Source organism: Phormidesmis sp. 146-20 (assembly GCF_052939475.1).
On the sequence record NZ_JBJPHT010000030.1, the window covers coordinates 16,716 to 32,114 of the forward strand.

17 protein-coding genes are annotated in these 15,399 nt (G+C 48.3%); 11 read left to right on the top strand and 6 right to left on the bottom strand.

All coding sequences use genetic code 11. The features are described 5' to 3' along the window. Nucleotides 1-274: 274 nt before the first annotated feature. The 4 genes from ACKFKH_RS20820 to ACKFKH_RS20835 all read left to right on the top strand — a co-directional run bounded on the left by ACKFKH_RS20820 (nucleotide 275) and on the right by ACKFKH_RS20835 (nucleotide 3,652). Nucleotides 275-1,606 carry an FAD-dependent oxidoreductase gene (locus ACKFKH_RS20820; RefSeq protein WP_446860260.1) on the top strand — a complete coding sequence of 444 codons (1,332 nt, stop codon included), beginning with the start codon at nucleotides 275-277 and terminating at the stop codon, nucleotides 1,604-1,606. A 260-nt stretch (nucleotides 1,607-1,866) separates the two neighbouring features. After that, nucleotides 1,867-2,130, top strand: coding sequence for a sulfiredoxin (locus tag ACKFKH_RS20825; RefSeq protein WP_446860261.1), 264 nt, complete (start codon nucleotides 1,867-1,869; stop codon nucleotides 2,128-2,130). Between the two features lie 122 nt (nucleotides 2,131-2,252). Then, nucleotides 2,253-2,741 (top strand): Dps family protein, encoded by a 489-nt coding sequence (locus tag ACKFKH_RS20830; RefSeq protein WP_446860262.1) that lies wholly within the window; start codon nucleotides 2,253-2,255, stop codon nucleotides 2,739-2,741. A gap of 254 nt (nucleotides 2,742-2,995) precedes the next feature. After that, nucleotides 2,996-3,652: a helix-turn-helix domain-containing protein gene (locus ACKFKH_RS20835; protein WP_446860263.1), complete on the top strand. Its 657-nt coding sequence runs from the start codon at nucleotides 2,996-2,998 to the stop codon at nucleotides 3,650-3,652. On the opposite strand, the gene ACKFKH_RS20840 is transcribed toward ACKFKH_RS20835, so the two are convergent. Further along, nucleotides 3,649-3,882 (bottom strand): hypothetical protein, encoded by a 234-nt coding sequence (locus tag ACKFKH_RS20840; RefSeq protein WP_446860264.1) that lies wholly within the window; start codon nucleotides 3,880-3,882, stop codon nucleotides 3,649-3,651. The genes ACKFKH_RS20835 and ACKFKH_RS20840 overlap by 4 nt on opposite strands. A 163-nt stretch (nucleotides 3,883-4,045) precedes the next feature. Here ACKFKH_RS20840 and ACKFKH_RS20845 point away from each other — a divergent pair, with 163 nt between their 5' ends. Next, nucleotides 4,046-4,594 (top strand): Dps family protein, encoded by a 549-nt coding sequence (locus ACKFKH_RS20845; protein WP_446860265.1) that lies wholly within the window; start codon nucleotides 4,046-4,048, stop codon nucleotides 4,592-4,594. Nucleotides 4,595-4,854: 260 nt separating this feature from the next. Here ACKFKH_RS20845 and ACKFKH_RS20850 read toward each other — a convergent pair whose 3' ends face one another. Together ACKFKH_RS20850 and ACKFKH_RS20855 are read right to left on the bottom strand one after the other, a co-directional pair. After that, nucleotides 4,855-6,465, bottom strand: a complete 1,611-nt coding sequence (locus ACKFKH_RS20850; RefSeq protein ID WP_446860266.1) for an alpha/beta hydrolase — start codon at nucleotides 6,463-6,465, stop codon at nucleotides 4,855-4,857. Between the two features lie 143 nt (nucleotides 6,466-6,608). Then, nucleotides 6,609-9,038: a response regulator gene (locus ACKFKH_RS20855; protein ID WP_446860267.1), complete on the bottom strand. Its 2,430-nt coding sequence runs from the start codon at nucleotides 9,036-9,038 to the stop codon at nucleotides 6,609-6,611. 206 nt (nucleotides 9,039-9,244) lie between these two features. Between ACKFKH_RS20855 and ACKFKH_RS20860 the strand changes: the two genes are divergently transcribed. Continuing rightward, nucleotides 9,245-9,457, top strand: a complete 213-nt coding sequence (locus ACKFKH_RS20860) for a hypothetical protein (RefSeq protein ID WP_446860268.1) — start codon at nucleotides 9,245-9,247, stop codon at nucleotides 9,455-9,457. Here the strand turns inward: ACKFKH_RS20860 and ACKFKH_RS20865 are convergent. Then, nucleotides 9,421-10,338: an ion channel gene (locus ACKFKH_RS20865; RefSeq protein ID WP_446860269.1), complete on the bottom strand. Its 918-nt coding sequence runs from the start codon at nucleotides 10,336-10,338 to the stop codon at nucleotides 9,421-9,423. The two genes, ACKFKH_RS20860 and ACKFKH_RS20865, sit on opposite strands and share 37 nt — an antisense overlap. 173 nt (nucleotides 10,339-10,511) lie before the next feature. On the opposite strand from ACKFKH_RS20865, the gene ACKFKH_RS20870 reads away from it, so the two are divergent. Continuing rightward, the gene (locus ACKFKH_RS20870) at nucleotides 10,512-10,931 is read left to right on the top strand and encodes a DoxX family protein (protein WP_446860270.1); all 420 of its coding nucleotides are present in this window, start codon (nucleotides 10,512-10,514) and stop codon (nucleotides 10,929-10,931) included. Nucleotides 10,932-11,008: 77 nt separating this feature from the next. Here ACKFKH_RS20870 and ACKFKH_RS20875 read toward each other — a convergent pair whose 3' ends face one another. Further along, the gene (locus ACKFKH_RS20875) at nucleotides 11,009-12,670 is read right to left on the bottom strand and encodes a metallophosphoesterase (RefSeq protein WP_446860271.1); all 1,662 of its coding nucleotides are present in this window, start codon (nucleotides 12,668-12,670) and stop codon (nucleotides 11,009-11,011) included. A gap of 12 nt (nucleotides 12,671-12,682) precedes the next feature. Here ACKFKH_RS20875 and ACKFKH_RS20880 point away from each other — a divergent pair, with 12 nt between their 5' ends. Further along, nucleotides 12,683-12,898, top strand: a complete 216-nt coding sequence (locus ACKFKH_RS20880) for a hypothetical protein (protein ID WP_446860272.1) — start codon at nucleotides 12,683-12,685, stop codon at nucleotides 12,896-12,898. 12 nt (nucleotides 12,899-12,910) lie between these two features. Further along, complete coding sequence (locus ACKFKH_RS20885; protein WP_446860273.1) at nucleotides 12,911-13,741, top strand: DUF4333 domain-containing protein; 831 nt, start codon at nucleotides 12,911-12,913, stop codon at nucleotides 13,739-13,741. Between the two features lie 15 nt (nucleotides 13,742-13,756). Here ACKFKH_RS20885 and ACKFKH_RS20890 read toward each other — a convergent pair whose 3' ends face one another. After that, a complete protein-coding gene (locus tag ACKFKH_RS20890) occupies nucleotides 13,757-13,948 on the bottom strand; it encodes a hypothetical protein (RefSeq protein WP_446860274.1) in 192 nt (63 codons plus the stop codon). 209 nt (nucleotides 13,949-14,157) lie between these two features. Here ACKFKH_RS20890 and ACKFKH_RS20895 point away from each other — a divergent pair, with 209 nt between their 5' ends. Both ACKFKH_RS20895 and ACKFKH_RS20900 read left to right on the top strand, forming a co-directional pair. Next, on the top strand, nucleotides 14,158-14,532 hold the full coding sequence (locus tag ACKFKH_RS20895) for a helix-turn-helix domain-containing protein (protein ID WP_446860275.1): 375 nt from the start codon (nucleotides 14,158-14,160) through the stop codon (nucleotides 14,530-14,532). A 42-nt stretch (nucleotides 14,533-14,574) separates the two neighbouring features. Further along, nucleotides 14,575-15,399, top strand: a complete 825-nt coding sequence (locus ACKFKH_RS20900; protein ID WP_446860276.1) for an ImmA/IrrE family metallo-endopeptidase — start codon at nucleotides 14,575-14,577, stop codon at nucleotides 15,397-15,399.

A 15,399-nucleotide genomic window follows, 5' to 3' on the forward strand; every position in this document is an offset into this window, starting at 1 on the left:
AATTAGACCTCGTTCATCCTAAATCAATCGCCCCAGTTTCATCTGCAATTCATGAACAATTCATAGTCATTCACCGTCAAACTAGAACGCTAACGTCAATGCTAATTTCAAACTTAACCATTTATCAGAGAAACACCAAGTTGAATGTTTAACCAACACAAACTAGAACCGTTCAAAAGCACTCAGTGGAATCTTAACTAAATTTGTACCTTCCCGATCGAGAGCCACTTACGACACAATAGAGAAAATAAGCACGATCGCTCAAGGGGATAGCATGGCGGAATATGACGTTGTGATCATTGGAGGTGGGGTAACAGGAACGGCCCTCCTGTATGCGTTGTCAAAGTTTACTGACTTAAAACGAGTCGCACTGTTGGAGAAGTATCCGACGATCGCAGCCGTCAATTCTAAAGCAACCAACAATAGTCAGACGATTCACTGTGGCGACATTGAGACTAACTACACGCTAGAAAAAGCGCTAAAAGTCAGACGGGCCGCTCGAATGCTGGTGCGCTATGGGGAGCAGTTGCCGCCTGCTGTTCGAGACCAGGTGATCTACAAGTTTCCTAAAATGGTGTTGGGAATTGGCGATTTAGAATGTGAGCTTTTGCACCATCGCTATACAGAATTTCAGCCTCACTTTAGCGGAATGCAGTTTTTAGAGAAAGCTCAAATCGCTGAGGTCGAACCCAATGTCGTCAATCTCAATGGGCACGATCGCCCCGAATCTCTAGCCGCGATCGCCCTACTTAATGAATACACCGCCATCAACTACGGCACTCTGGCCCAATCCTTTGTCGATCAGGCGCAAACGACCGACAAAACGATCGACTTGAGACTCAGAACTCAAGTGCAAGCGATCGAGCCAGTCGGCAAAAACTACCGGATCACGACGGCTGAGGACACGTTGATGGCGCGGTTTGTGGTCGTCTCAGCGGGGGGACACAGCCTACTGTTTGCTCACCGCATGGGAATCGGATTGGAGTATTCTTGTTTGCCGATCGCGGGCAATTTTTACTTTACGCCCCAGGTTCTCAACGGCAAGGTTTACACGGTGCAAAACGATAAGCTGCCTTTTGCGGCGATTCATGGCGACCCTGATGTGACGGTGCCCGGTAAGACGCGATTTGGCCCTACCGCCCTGCCGCTGCCTTTACTGGAACGCTATCACCTGCGGACGTTGGGCGAATATTTGGAAGTGCTGCGTCTCGATAGAAAAGTGGTTAGCGTTTTGTGGGATTTGTTAAAAGTGCCTGACATTCGTAACTACATTTTCAAGAATATGGCGTTTGAAGTGCCGCTGGTTGAGCGTCGCCTATTTCTACAAGATGCTCGAAAAATTGTGCCCTCGTTACAGTTGAGTGATCTACAATTCGCGCATGGCGTGGGGGGAATTCGTCCTCAGCTTATCGACAAAACGCAGCAAAAACTGATTCTCGGTCAGGCAGAAATCGACCCTGGAAACGGCATTCGATTTAACATTACGCCTTCTCCAGGCGCTACCAACTGCCTCAACAGCGCTGAACAAGATTTGCTGAGAATCCAACAGCATTTGGGATGTCGATTTGAGCGATCGTGGTTTGAGTCTGAAGTTGGCATCATTTAAAGTTCGGTGAGGTCGATTAAGTTTTTTCGCTGCGTTGTTTGGATCTTCTGCCCCCCAACTACCCATTCTGGGGGACTTTCGGATAAGAGGACTCGTTTACATCTAGCTCAAAGTCCCTCACTTGTGGAGCATTTAGGAGGCTTCCCGAAGTCGCAACCGAAGTGAGGAATTTGAGCGCATTCACACCGAATCTAGCAAAATAAGTTGTCAAGCCGTAGTCATAACGAGTATGATTTAGAAGTCACCCAAAAGAGTAGCGTATGGTTAGGGTACAAGAAATCCCCATTCAAGCAATTCGTCGCCCTTTGTTTCGGCAAAACGATCAGACTAAAGTGGCGGCCTTGATGGAGTCGATCGCCCAGATTGGCTTACAAGAACCGATCGATGTGTTAGAAGTAGACGGCCAGTTTTATGGCTTTTCTGGCTGTCACCGCTACGAAGCCTGTAGTCGTCTGGGGCACGAAACGATTCTCTGCCGGGTCAGACGTGCGCCGCGATCGGTGTTGCAAAGACATTTAGCGTGAGGCGATTTGCTTAGAAACTTTGAGAATCTGACGCTTTCGGCTATTTTCTTAAAGGCAGTTAAATCACTTAAGCCTGCCGTTCTCTTTTCACAATTATTTGGAAGACCATTCAGGAGAAAACTATGGCAACTCAAACGACCAATCCAGTCATCGACATCGGTATCGAAGAATCTCAGCGCAAAGCGATCGCCGAAGGGCTTTCTCGGCTGCTGGCTGACACGTACACGCTGTATCTCAAAACTCACAACTTCCATTGGAACGTCACCGGCCCGATGTTTAACACGCTCCATCTGATGTTTGAGACGCAGTATACCGAGTTGGCGCTGGCCGTTGACTTAATTGCTGAACGCATTCGCTCGCTGGGCTTTCCGGCTCCTGGCACCTATAGCGAATACGTGAAACTTAGCTCGATCGAAGAAACCCCTGGTGTCCCCAAAGCCGAAGAGATGATTCGTCTCCTGGTGCAAGGACAAGAAGCGGTGGCTCGGACGGCACGATCGGTCTTCCCCATTGCCGAATCTGCCAGCGACGAACCCACGGCCGATCTGCTCACCCAACGTCTGCAAACTCACGAGAAAACGGCTTGGATGTTGAGAAGTTTGTTGGAGTAGGAGCGAGGGAGAACTTCGTTCCGCTTCGCGAGGAGGGATGAGGGATGAGGGATGAGGGATGAAAAAATTCTAGTCGTTCTGCATTCGTTGTCCTGAATCCGGTCTGAAGTTGCAATCTCGTCCTGAGTTAGAGAACGCTTGTCTGAAAGTCCCCCAGAATTGGGGGGTTGGGGGGCAAAAGTGCTGAATAACAAAGCGAAAAAACTTCACCGAATTGGGTTATGAGTTAGAGTGTTCAGTCTTCTCGTAACGCGATGACTCAATCAAGTCAGACAAATTTTACCCCTCAGTTGCAGCACTTCATGCAGTTGGGGGGGATTTCTACGTTTAAACAACTGTCTCAAAAGTCGGGTGTTTCTGAAAAGCAAGTGATGCGTTTGCGACGAGGTGAAATCGGACAGATGCGGGTCGAGATGTTACAAAAACTAGCAGAAACTTTGGGAATTACACTCTCTAACTTTCTCGCAGCTTTCACCCAAGATACACTTTCTCACACACTGTCTGTCGATGATAACGCTTCATCCACCCAACAAGACTATCAACAGGAATACCAACGCCTTCAAGAACGCTTAACCCAACAGCGTCAAGAACTGTGGCAAGAATTTCAGCAAGTGAGTTTACAAACGCTAGAGCCGTGGATTTTACAATGGTCGGCGGCCAGCTATGCAGCACAACAAAATTCGCAGCTAGCTGCTGTAAAATTGCTTCCCTTAATGCGTCCTGTTGAGCGACTGTTGGCAGACTGGGGAATTGAAGCGATCGCTTCCGTAGCTGCTGAGATTCCCTACAATCCTCGAGAACACCAACTAATGGACGGCACCGCAGAAATCGGAGCATTGGTCAGAGTGCGCTATGCGGGATATCGTCAAGGCGATCGCTTACTCTATCGGGCTAAGGTGAGTCCTGTTTAAGCGCCATGTCGATCGCTGCGATGTTGACGATCGGTTGTGAGAAGCTCAATGTCTCGCTGATGTCGCTGAACGACTTGTAAAAAGGCTTCGGCTGTTTTTCGCAGTTCGGCGCTTTCTTGTCGTTGGCTTTGTGCAGTATTGTTGAGAATCTCGATCGCTGTTCTCAGTTCAGCATTGAGGGCAAACTGACTTTCCATCATGGCTTCAAGTCGATCCAAACGTTCTGACATCGCAAATTCCTGAACCGTGCCATTTCAGTGTAAGAAGGAAATCTACCTTTTGAGGCGGGGAATTGATCGCGTTCACCTTGCCCTTCCTCCTTATGACTGATGCTCAGATTGGTTGCGATTTGTTGCAATAGTCAAAGTACAGCAATGCTGGAGAGCGATTCAAATGCGTAAGTTAAATATTGGATTAACGGATGAACAGCGTCAGGGTGTCTGTGAACTCTTGAACCGTGACCTGTCAAACACCTACCTGTTAGTGATCAAAACCAAAAAATATCACTGGGATGTCACCGGCCCTGAGTTTCGTTCACTGCATCAATTGTGGGACGAGCAATATCAGATTTTGAGTGAAAACATTGACTCGATCGCAGAACGGATTCGCACTCTGGGCAACTTCCCTGTCGGCACAGCAGAAGGATTTTTGCAGTATTCCACAATCAAAGAACACACAGGTGATGTGCCTCCCTCGGATGGTATGGTGACAAACCTGGTAGAGGATCACGAAGAAATTATTCGCAACCTGCGCGAACACATTGACCAATGCTCCGAAGAATTCCACGATGAAGGAACGGCTGACTTCCTCACCGGATTGATGGAAGGACACGAAGAAATGGCCTGGATGCTACGCTCTTTTGTCGAAGGTAAGGCTATCAAGCCCGATGGTCAACAGGCTCCTGCCGAGATCAAGTTTCCTGCTGGAGTTGGCGCAAGCTAAGACATGTGGATTTGATTGAGTTATTCGCTTCGTTGTTGAGATCTTCGCCCCCCAACCCCCCAATTTGGGGGACTTATAGAACTTTGATTTACTTTGATTTAAAGTCCTTTGATTGTGGAAGTGGTTGTGGGAGTGATTGTGGGAGGTTTAGGGAATGCTCTCAAACCTGAAGTGAAGGAGTTCATTGAACTGTGCTAATCAACTTGTCTCATGATCGAATTTACGTCTATTAGACAGCGATCGCTTTCTTAAAAAGCTGATTAGAAAATAGACGCTAACTTTAACCAGCGCGACAGACTGGCAGGGATTTCTGTATTCAGTCGCAGTGGTAAACCAGGCGTAGAAATAGATTGAGCATAGCCAGAGGTGAGAAACGTTTCATATGTTTTGGCCTCTGGTGTTTGCTGTTTGATAAATGCCAAACTCACACCCTGAAGAAACTGACGCAATGGAGCAACTTCTTGGCCTCTGCGCTCTTTGACCAAGGTTCCTTCACCGATCGCGCCACTAAAGTTGTCCGGATCGCTGACACTGAGATGAGTCGTGCCGATCGCGGTTACCAAATATTTAGGTTTGGGCAATTGAGAAAAGGGTTGAAGCTGTTGGCTAAAGGTCGGCGCTAAGGTATCTTCTGTGCTGGTCAAAATTAGAGTGGGAGTGGCGATTTTAGTTAAGCCTGACTTGCCAAAAATTTGACCGATCGCAGGATTAAGGGCGACCGCTTGCACGACTCGGCGATCGCGTAAATTCACTTGACGGTTGGGCAAGCCTGATGCCGCACACTGGAGCCAATCTGCTGGCACTCTCTGAAGCAAATTCCCGCTTTGACAAAAGGTGCGTAGATCATCCAAATTGAGTTCTGCTCCGGCGAGGGCCAGGGCTTCATAGCCGCCGAGAGAATGCCCAATCACCGACACCTGCTGAGTATTTAGCTTGCCTTGCAGAGTGCCAGATTGTTGATTGAGTTGCGTCAGTTCGTCCAAAACAAAACTAATATCTTTGGGGCGATCGACAAACTCACTTGCAGGTACAAGCTGATCTAATTTGAGAGAAATAGGAATGCCCCGATTGGCGAGAGAAGGGTGCTCAAGAGCCGCCACCGTTAAGCCGTGAGACGCTAAATGACGCGCTAGATATCCCAAAAAACTCCGGTTTGCTTCAAATCCGGGAGCGATGACAACCAGCGGCCCTTGAGCCGTTTGACTCGAATAAATATCAACTGGAATTGTGCGATTTCTGGCTTGATCGCTAAAAGTGAACGTTTGTTTTTGCACCGTTGCCGCACCCGGAACCGAGGGGTCAAACGTGGGACGAAACTCAGCCCCTTTTTGCGTCAAATCTCGTTCTAATCGCGAACTAATGGCTTGACTCTTCCAGAGAGAAAAGTTGACTTGAGAAGCCACCCCGATCGCTTGCGTGACATCGATCGTCACCGTCTCTTGAGGAATTGACTTCAACACACTGATGGCATCCAGTCCATTCGCTTGTCTGGCGGCGAGCCAAAATCCGGCTTGAAGCTGCTCGATCGTCAGCCCTGGGGAGGCTTGCTGCAAGGTTTCTAACAATCGCTTGCCTGACGCAGACTTCAGAATTTCCTCAACGACCTGACTGCCCAAATTGGGGTCTAGCTGCAATCGGCTCGTCAACGCTTTTCGCAATTCGGGAGTCAACACGGGCGAATAAAGCTGCAACGCTGAAGGAACCTCTCCCGTTTGGGCAAATTTCTCTAAATCAGTCACCCGAACCGACTGCTCAAACGGCCCCAGCCGCAAATTGAGCTTCTCAGCCGCCAACCCTGGTGTCGCCATTGAAAGGAACGCGATCGCCGCCCCTCCCACAATTGTCTTTGTCGATCGTACGCTTCGCTTCACTGTTATCGCCCCGTGCCAGTCATTCAGGTCAACCCATTGATTGTAGGATGCTCACAAATTCTCTGCCTACCAGACCGCAAACAAATTAGCTTATCAAGGTAGCATCCTCAAGAAGCTGACTAGAGGCGCGTTAGTTCGGTTCCCTAAATCTTCTCAAGCGCTCGCTTTAAGGCAATTCTGACGCGATCGTATTCACTCTCAAGCTGGACAATTAAAGTCTCTGCCGCCTCAAACGTTTTGGTTTTACCGATCGCTTCCAAATCTGCACAAAGTTGAGAAAGCGTATTGGCACCCAGGTAAGCACTGCTCGATTTGAGGCTGTGGGCAGCCCGAACCAGGGAAATCGGATCAGCTTGGACATGGGACTGTTTGATCGTCAAAACAAGCTGAGGAGCCTCGCTCAGGTAGCACTCAAAGATATCAATCAGAGCGGGGCCGCTGCCCTCAAACAGGTTGCACAGGAGGCTGAATGCATCTGGATCGAGGGCAGCGGGTAAAGAAAGCGTTGTCAGGTGTGGGGTGCTTTCGACCGTTGGCGTTTGACTGAGCACTCGCGTCAAAGTGTCTAATCGAATCGGTTTACTGAGGTAGTCATCCATTCCGGCGGCGAGGCATTCTTCGCGATCGCCCTGCATAGCGTTGGCAGTCATGGCAATGATTCTGGGTCGGCTGGCTTTTTGACAGATTTGACGAGTCGCGGTCAAGCCATCCATTTCGGGCATTTGCAGATCCATCAAAACCAGATCATAAGCCTGACGATCGAGCGCCTCTAGCACTTCTAACCCGTTGTTAACAATATCCGCGCAGTATCCCAAATGCTGAAGTAAAAGCTGTGCCATTTTTTGATTGACGACGTGATCTTCAGCGATAAGAATTTTGAGTGGATAGCGTTCCGATAGCTTTGTATTTGACGCAGTTTGATGATGATTAGAAGGGTAATCTTTTGCATTCGCTGGTGGGTAACTTGATGCGACCGCAGGCACCACGATCGAGAAGTAAAACGTCGAACCCTTCCCGACCTGACTTTCGACCCAAATCTCACCGCCCATCATCTCCGTCAAACGCTGACTGATGACCAATCCCAACCCCGTACCGCCATAGTTGCGAGTGATGGATGAATCGACCTGGCTAAAGGGCTGAAACAAGCGATCGAGGCGATCGGGGGCAATGCCAATTCCTGAATCTTTGACCGCAAAACAGATGACGTTAGAACAGGGCACATCCGCCGTTTTCAGGTCAAGTGATCTCGAAGAGATATCTGCTGGAGCAGACCGCACCGTCACCGAAACTGTCACCCCGCCCACGTTGGTAAATTTAATCGCATTCGCCACTAGATTGAGAAGAATTTGCCGAACTCGTGTCACATCGCTGACGATCGTATCCGGGGTGTTGGGATCGATCTGATAAGACATCTCCAAGCCTTTTTCGGCGGCTCTGGGCGCTAATAGATCAAAAACTCTTTCGAGACAGGTCAATAAATTGAACGATCGCCGCTCTAGCGCTAGTTTTCCGGACTCAATTTTAGAAAAATCTAGAATGTCGTTAATGATGGTCAGCAGTGAGTCACCACTGTTGCGTATCGTCTCTACAAAGTCTCGCTGTAGTGGGGTCAAATGACTGTCTAACAGCAGTTCTGTCATGCCAATTACAGCATTCATCGGCGTGCGAATTTCGTGACTCATCATTGCCAAAAATTCGCTTTTAGTTCGGTTGGCGGCTTCGGCTTCTCGCTTTGCTTTTTCTAGAGCGATATTTTTGTTGGTGAGTTCTTGACGCTGTTGGGTTTCCTGTTCTAAAAGATGCTTTAAAGCAAATTCTGCTTGCTTACGAGCGGTAATATTTCGCGCCACCAACATGACGGTATTTTCGGAGATGGGGGAGAAGTTTGCAGCAAAATAGACTTCTTGATGATTAACGGTAATATTGTATTCGCCATAAATCGTTTGCTTTGCCTCCAGAGCTTGACGAATGTAAGCCAAAATCATGTCCGCTTGCAGTTGTGGCAGCGTTTCGTGTAGCGTTGCGCCAACCATTTGATCGATTGGTTTGTAAAGGTTGCTAAGGTTGGTGGGGGCGATTTTCAAACAGAGTCCGTTAGAGTCTCTCACGATCACGACATCCGTCATCGCCGCAAATAAGGCACGAAGTTCTGCTTCGGAGGCTTGCAGTTGTAATTGAGTTTGACGATCGCTCCCTGCTCCCTCCTGCTCGGCTACCGCTTGGACTAAAAGGATCAACTGATTCTCAAAGCCTGCGTCGGCTTGATTTTCTAAAACCGTCAGATTGAAATAAACAGGAGCCGATCGGGGAGTCGATCGAGGAATATTTTTGAGTTCAAAATCAGGTTTCTGCTGGTGTAAAACGGCTCCAAGCTGATCTTCAAGTCCGCGCAATTCAGGAAAGCTCGATCGCACGTCTTCACCCGACTGAACAGGCACCTTAGAGAATCGCGAAATGCCAGCAGAATGTTCCAAAATACAGAACTGCTGATCCAAAATCAGGTACTCAATGCCCCGCAGGGCTGAAAGCTTATTGAGAATTCCCAGGGATTTTAGTTGAGAAGGTAGCGCCATGAATCTCAAAAAATTTCAGCTTGATCAGCCAAATCGGACAATCGCTCTCACGATCGCTCCTATTATAGGTCTGGTCAAATTTCTACAGGTATATTGAATGACGATCACTTCTATTTTTTCCTGATTGAGCCGTCAAATCCTCATAAAGATGGGAGACAACGAGGGCGATCGGGGCGATAATATAGGTAGTGTTCAATACAGTTTTTATGTCTACCTCTACGTCTGCGGGGGTTGGTAGCTGCATTTCTGTTCTCAACCAACAATCTGAAATGCAGCATCATCAAAATCAAAGTGATTGCCATCAGCCAGATTGCCGGACTTATTCAGCCCCTCCCAAAAGCTGCACCGTGGTCGAAAACGGGCGAGTTGTGGTCAAACCCATTCAGCCTGTGACCGCTTCTAAAGAAGTGACCTCGTGAAACTGGTTGTAGTCAATGTAGCGGTGTCCCTCCTGGGTAAAGTGAATGATATCAACAAAGCGGTGGTTCCAGAAGATATCTTGAGCCGCGTAGGTATGGCGAGCATGAACCACTTGAGTCACCGTTTCGTCAATGCCGCTTAGAGAAATCACGATCGACGTATTCATCTTCACCAATGCGTCAGCATCGTATCCATAAAGCGGGCTGGACTCGTCGATCGCGTGCATTACTGTCCAGCTTAGATTAAAGCCTGGGGTTTGACTTCTTAGCAGCGTCAGGTCGTGAATTCGCCGCATGTGTTGTCCGTCGCTGGTCACTTCATCGCGCATCAGGTAGACCCGCATCTGTGCTTCTAAAATCTGATTGCGCCGCTTGTTAGCCGTTCTAAACATTAAGACAGGTTGACCTTCGTGGGGAGCGATGACCGCAACTCGACTAAAGACCACACGAGCCGTTGGCTTTGAGAAGCGGGCAAACGCCAACCCGGTCAGCACCGAGATGCCCACCAGACCAAACATCGCTTCAACGGTCACCACCGAATTAGAATACACCGTTTTGGGATACATGGCTCCATAGCCGATCGAAGCCAGCGTTTGTACACTAAAGAAGAACGCATCTAGAAACGATCCCGGTGTCGCGTTAGCAATACAATCTCCGCCCAACAGGTAGGCGATCGCAAACAGTGAATTAACGCCCAAATAAGTCAGCGTGATCAGGCAAAAGAACCCCATCCAGGGAATCGTCAGCACCAGATGATAAGGGTCGCGCCAGTAAGAGTACCAGGCTCCCATGCCAACGACTTGAAACCGTCCATCTTGAATTAGAATTTTAATCCTTGGCAGCCGTCGTTTCTGAGTCGGTTTCTTTTGTGCAGTTCTCATAATCATTTTGGAGAAGGTTAGTTCTATAGGGTCTTGTGAGGAGAAGATTTGCACTGATTCCAGGACATCTCACATCCAATCTGCAACGCCCGATCGAGAAGTTACTGACTGCGGGTAGAGGTAAAGATATCATCCAGACTGCTATTTTCAGAATTAATTTAAGGTTTAATTTTATGAATTCAAGTTATCAGTCGGGCTGGCGAAAAGAAGTTTTGCGAGTGATCTTGGCCGTTTCGATCAGCGTGGTGGGAGTGACTCACTTTTTGACTCCGATTCCTTATGTCAGAATTGTGCCACCCCAACTTCCGTATCCTCTGGCGCTTGTCTACATCAGTGGTTTCTTTGAGATCTTGGGAGGAATTGGACTCCTGGTTCCTTTTGTGAGTGTGGCGGCCGCTTGGGGATTGATTGCTTTATTTGTTGCAGTGTTTCCCGCGAATATCAATATGGCTGTGAATCAGATTGCGATCGAGAACGTTCCTCATATCCCCGCACTCTATTGGGCGAGACTGCCTTTGCAAGCGGTTCTGATTGCCTGGGCCGGGTGGTACACTCGCAAACCCGAAGCGCAACCGGGGGCGGTGGAGGGATGAGGAATGAGGGATGAGGGATTTCTAGCAAAGAAGTTACCAAAAACGATGCAGTGAAAAAACTTCATCAAATTCACGTTTTAGAGTTTGAATTCGTCAAATTTGACAACGGAAGCTTGGGGATCTTTGGTGTCAAAATGGTAGCTGCTGATGATTCCAGTTCCGGTGTCTAAAATACTGAAGGCTGTGATCTCGTTGCTGGCGATGTAAGGCATTGGCGTTCCCGTTTCGTCTAGTAATGGTTTGAGTGTGGGAGTGATGGGTTTTAATCCATTGGGATTGTCGATCGCCGCATAGGTTTCTCTACTATCTTTGGGAAGCGATCGCTGTTTCTCTCCCACATAGGCACCATAGCTATTTCCTACGTTAGACGTTTCTAAAAAGTGGATTCCTTTAGCGTTGACAAATCGATTCCATAAGTGTGAGTGACCGTAGAAAACTAGCTGTACGCCTGAACGTTCCAACAGCGGTACGACATCTCGAATTAAATAATCATCTGCTTGAGGATACTCATAGCGAATGGATTGGATTTTGTCTTTGGTGCGGGCGATTACCCCTTCGGGGAACTGCGAAGCAACCACTGGCACAGGATCGGTATAAGGCGGGACAACGTTTTCGCCGAGCGAATGGGGCGGATGGTGAAACATGACAATCTTGTATTTCGCCTGTTTGAAAGCTGCACTCTCAAGCTCTGATTCTAGCCAGGTATATTGAGGACTGCCTTGGGCGATCGGTTCAAAAATATGCTGACCATATCCCCAGTTTTGGGGCTGATTGAAATCGGATTGTCGCTCGCGATATTTGCCTTTTGCGTCTGCTTCCAGGCTCGGTGTTCGCCACATATTGGTCGCATAGAGAACCACTAATCTCACATCACCAAAGGTCGTCGCGTAGTAGCGTTTTTTTCCGGTAGAACTTTCTGGAAAGGCGAAAATTTCTTCATAAGTATCGGTGTTAAAAGAATGATTTTTGAGCCAGGATTCATCCAACTTTGCGCCATCTAATTTCTCAGCTACCGATCGCGGAATGGCATCGTCAAACTGCTCATTTAAGCTCGTCCGCATCGACCATCGACCCATCACTTCATGATTCCCGATCGCTGCATACAGGGGAGCATGTTGAATAATTTCGCCACCCTGATACCGCTTACCATTTAGCTGATAATTTGCCCGACCTTGCAGGCTAGGAAAGAAGGCATTCCCGCGATTATCATCAAACCATTCGGACGCGCGATCGGACACATTGATCAAGTCACCGACACAAAAAACGGCATCGACTCGCCCGATCGTGTCCACCACTTTTTGCAGGTTGGCAGGCACCATTGGTTTGAGTTGATGGTCAGACGTGAGCAAAATTTTTAGAGAAGTTCCCACAGTCGGATTGGGCGCTAAAGTGAAAGACTTACTGGCGATCGCTCGACCATCTTCGCGCACGCTCGTCACCCGGTAGGGAATGCGCTGTCCTGGTTTCAAGCCTTCTACGATAGCTTCGTGTCGCCAAATCGGACGGTCGATCGGACGTTGATATTTTTGTCCATCCTGCGTTTGTTCTGCGACTCTAGAATTTTGATCTTCGCGGGTGCGGCTGAGTTTTGTGGTCGTCGCGATCGCTCGTCGCTCAAAGTTTGTCCCATAAGAAACCGTGTGGCGGCCCGTAAACTCCGTAAACCAGACAACGCGCACAGATGACTCAGTTGGAAGCTGCAAAAATGGATCGCTCAGAAGCTCGATAGGAGGGTGCATAGAGGCTACAAGTTGACTGCTCAAAACAATTGCAAACGTCACCAACAAACCGAAGATGAGCCGACTGAACGCTTGTCCATCCATGACTTTTTAAGATTAATCGACTATTATCCCAACCATTACCTTTTATTAACCAAACTCATTCTCAATTTTGATACTCTAACGAAAGAAAGTTATTTAGGGGTGATGACTCCAGTGTACGATCGCATTCCTCAACTGCATCCCTAAATCGTTTTTTCTATGAGGAGGTTTGCTATCGTAATTCGTTTTTCTATTCGTGGTTTTTTGGGAGTGGTCGGCTGTGCGATCGCGCTCACAGGTTGTGGTAGATCGCTGGATGCGGCTCAGATGGAGGCTTCCATTCAAGAGAGCATTGTTAAGCAAGGCGGAACCTCATTAACGTCTGTGATTTGTCCCAAAGATATTAAGCCTGCCGAAGGGCAAGTGTTTGAGTGCGTGGGCATTTTGGATTCTAATAGCGGATTTGCGATTCCGGTGACTCAGCAAGATGGTCAGGGCAAAGTTCAGTGGGAGGTTCCTAGCGTCAAGGGACTGCTGAACATGGCTAAGATTCAAACGGCTGTTCAGGAAGGGTTACAGAAAGAAGTGGGGCAGGTAACGGTCGATTGTGGCAGTGGCGTTTACAAAGCAGCGAAGCCCGGTGAAATCTTTGAGTGCAAATTGATTAAACGCGACGGTAAATCAAGTGAGAACGCCTCGACGGTAGATGTGAAATCTGAAGAGAAATCAGACAGCAAACCCGAAGAGAAGCCTGCACAATCAGAAAAAGATGGGAAAGTGATTGCGAAAGCGAATCCCACAGACAAAATTCAGGTTACGATCGAACCATCGGGTGATGTGAGTTGGCAACGGATTATTGAAGTCCCAATCGCGCCTTCGGTTGCCAGTGCTGTCCCCTCATCGCCTGCCCAGTCCGACGCGACCAAGCCCGACGCGACCAAGCCCGACACGAAGACAGAACCTTCTACGACCAGTTCACCGGCCCTGCCTGCGGGCAAATCTGCCGAAGAATTTCTCAATCAGCCAGGTGCAGCTAACGATTTTGAGTAGGTGAAGGCGATTGGTTTAGCGATCATCCATGAGATCGTCCAAATAGCCGCTCAGATTCCAGTTGCGGATGTGCCATTCGATCGAGCAATCAATCTGCTGCATGGTGAACCGCTGCCAGAATTTGCTGAGTTTTTTTCTAGATTTTTGTGGTCGTGGCTTTGAGTTTTGACTTAAACTTTTGCATTGCCAGATCGGTTTGGAATTCATAGCAGATCCTCGTTTGACGATAGTTTTTGGGATGAATTCTCGTAAGCGATCGCGCGTAAAAAATTTGTATCTAAAATTGATATTTATTGCTGGAGTAGGAGTAGAATGTGAACGACGGTTTACGGTTCGTATGTACTACTTTATCAGAATGTTGTGGCTAACGCAATGTCTGATGACAAATTTTGCAAACTATAGTTATCACAACTGCTATGAATCACTTTGGACAACAAGTTCGCGATCGTCGCCTCCAAGAAAACCTCAGCCAGGAAGACCTCGCCCAAAAGATCGGGATTTCTCGCAACTATCTATCTCAAATCGAGCGGGGGCAAGCCACCAACCTTTCCTGGCAAGTTCGTGAAAAACTCTCCGCCACCTTGGGACTTAAGGAAGAATCCCCTGATTTGACGACACAAGAAGAGCCAAAATTGCCGCCAAGTCTCGCTAAATTTGCCAAATCTGCGAAACTGCCGCCTGACGATGTGATCATGCTGGCTCGACTCAAATATCGCGGACAACAACCTACCACTCCCGAAAAATGGGAGCTTCTCTACAGCGTGATCAAGGTGACAATGGGAAAAGGATAAAATCAACGAGTCGCTCACCGTCGCCGTCGATCGGGCAGATTTATGAACTATCGCCATCCTGGACATGCTTTTTTGGCTCGTTATGGCGCCCTCCAACGTGAGGAAGATGTCTATTTATACGTGGACTTTTTGCGGCGATCGGCTGGATTAAGCGATGAACTTGCGATCGATCTCTCTCTGATTTACAACCACTTTGGCATTCCCAGTCCCATTCGCGCACCGCTGGATGAGCAGCAGGGAATTCTCATCGACAGCAACACCGGGACGATTTTGATCAAAGAAGATGATCCGATCGCTCGACAGCGCTTTACCGAAGGACACGAATTGATGGAACTGTTGTTTGACGCTCACTTAGAGATCGCCAACTCCTTGCCCTGGAGCGAACAACGCAAAGAAAGCCTCTGTGATCAGGGTGCCGCCGATTTGTTAATGCCGCGATCGTCCTTTATTCCTCGCCTCAATGATTTGGGAATCTCTTTTGAGACGGCGCGATCACTTTCAGCAACCTATCAAACATCACTTTTAGCAACGCTGGTGAGAATGATCCAGCAAGGATCTGACAACGCTGCACTGATTGTCTGGCGTTACTCACTCAAACCCACCGAACACAAACTCGACAATCCCGAAAAGAAATTACGGATCTGGTGGAGAACCCAAACTCAATCATGGAGCGGTGGCTTTATTCCCAAACACAAATCTGTCTGCAATGATTCCCAAATTTGCACTGTTTACGAAACCGGATATCCCTACAGAGGGCGAGAAACGATTGACTTAGGCAGCGTTCAGATTAATTGTCAAATCGAAGCGATTCCCATGACGATCGGCGATCAATTTTGTGTCCTTTCGCTACTGCATTGTCTCCACTAA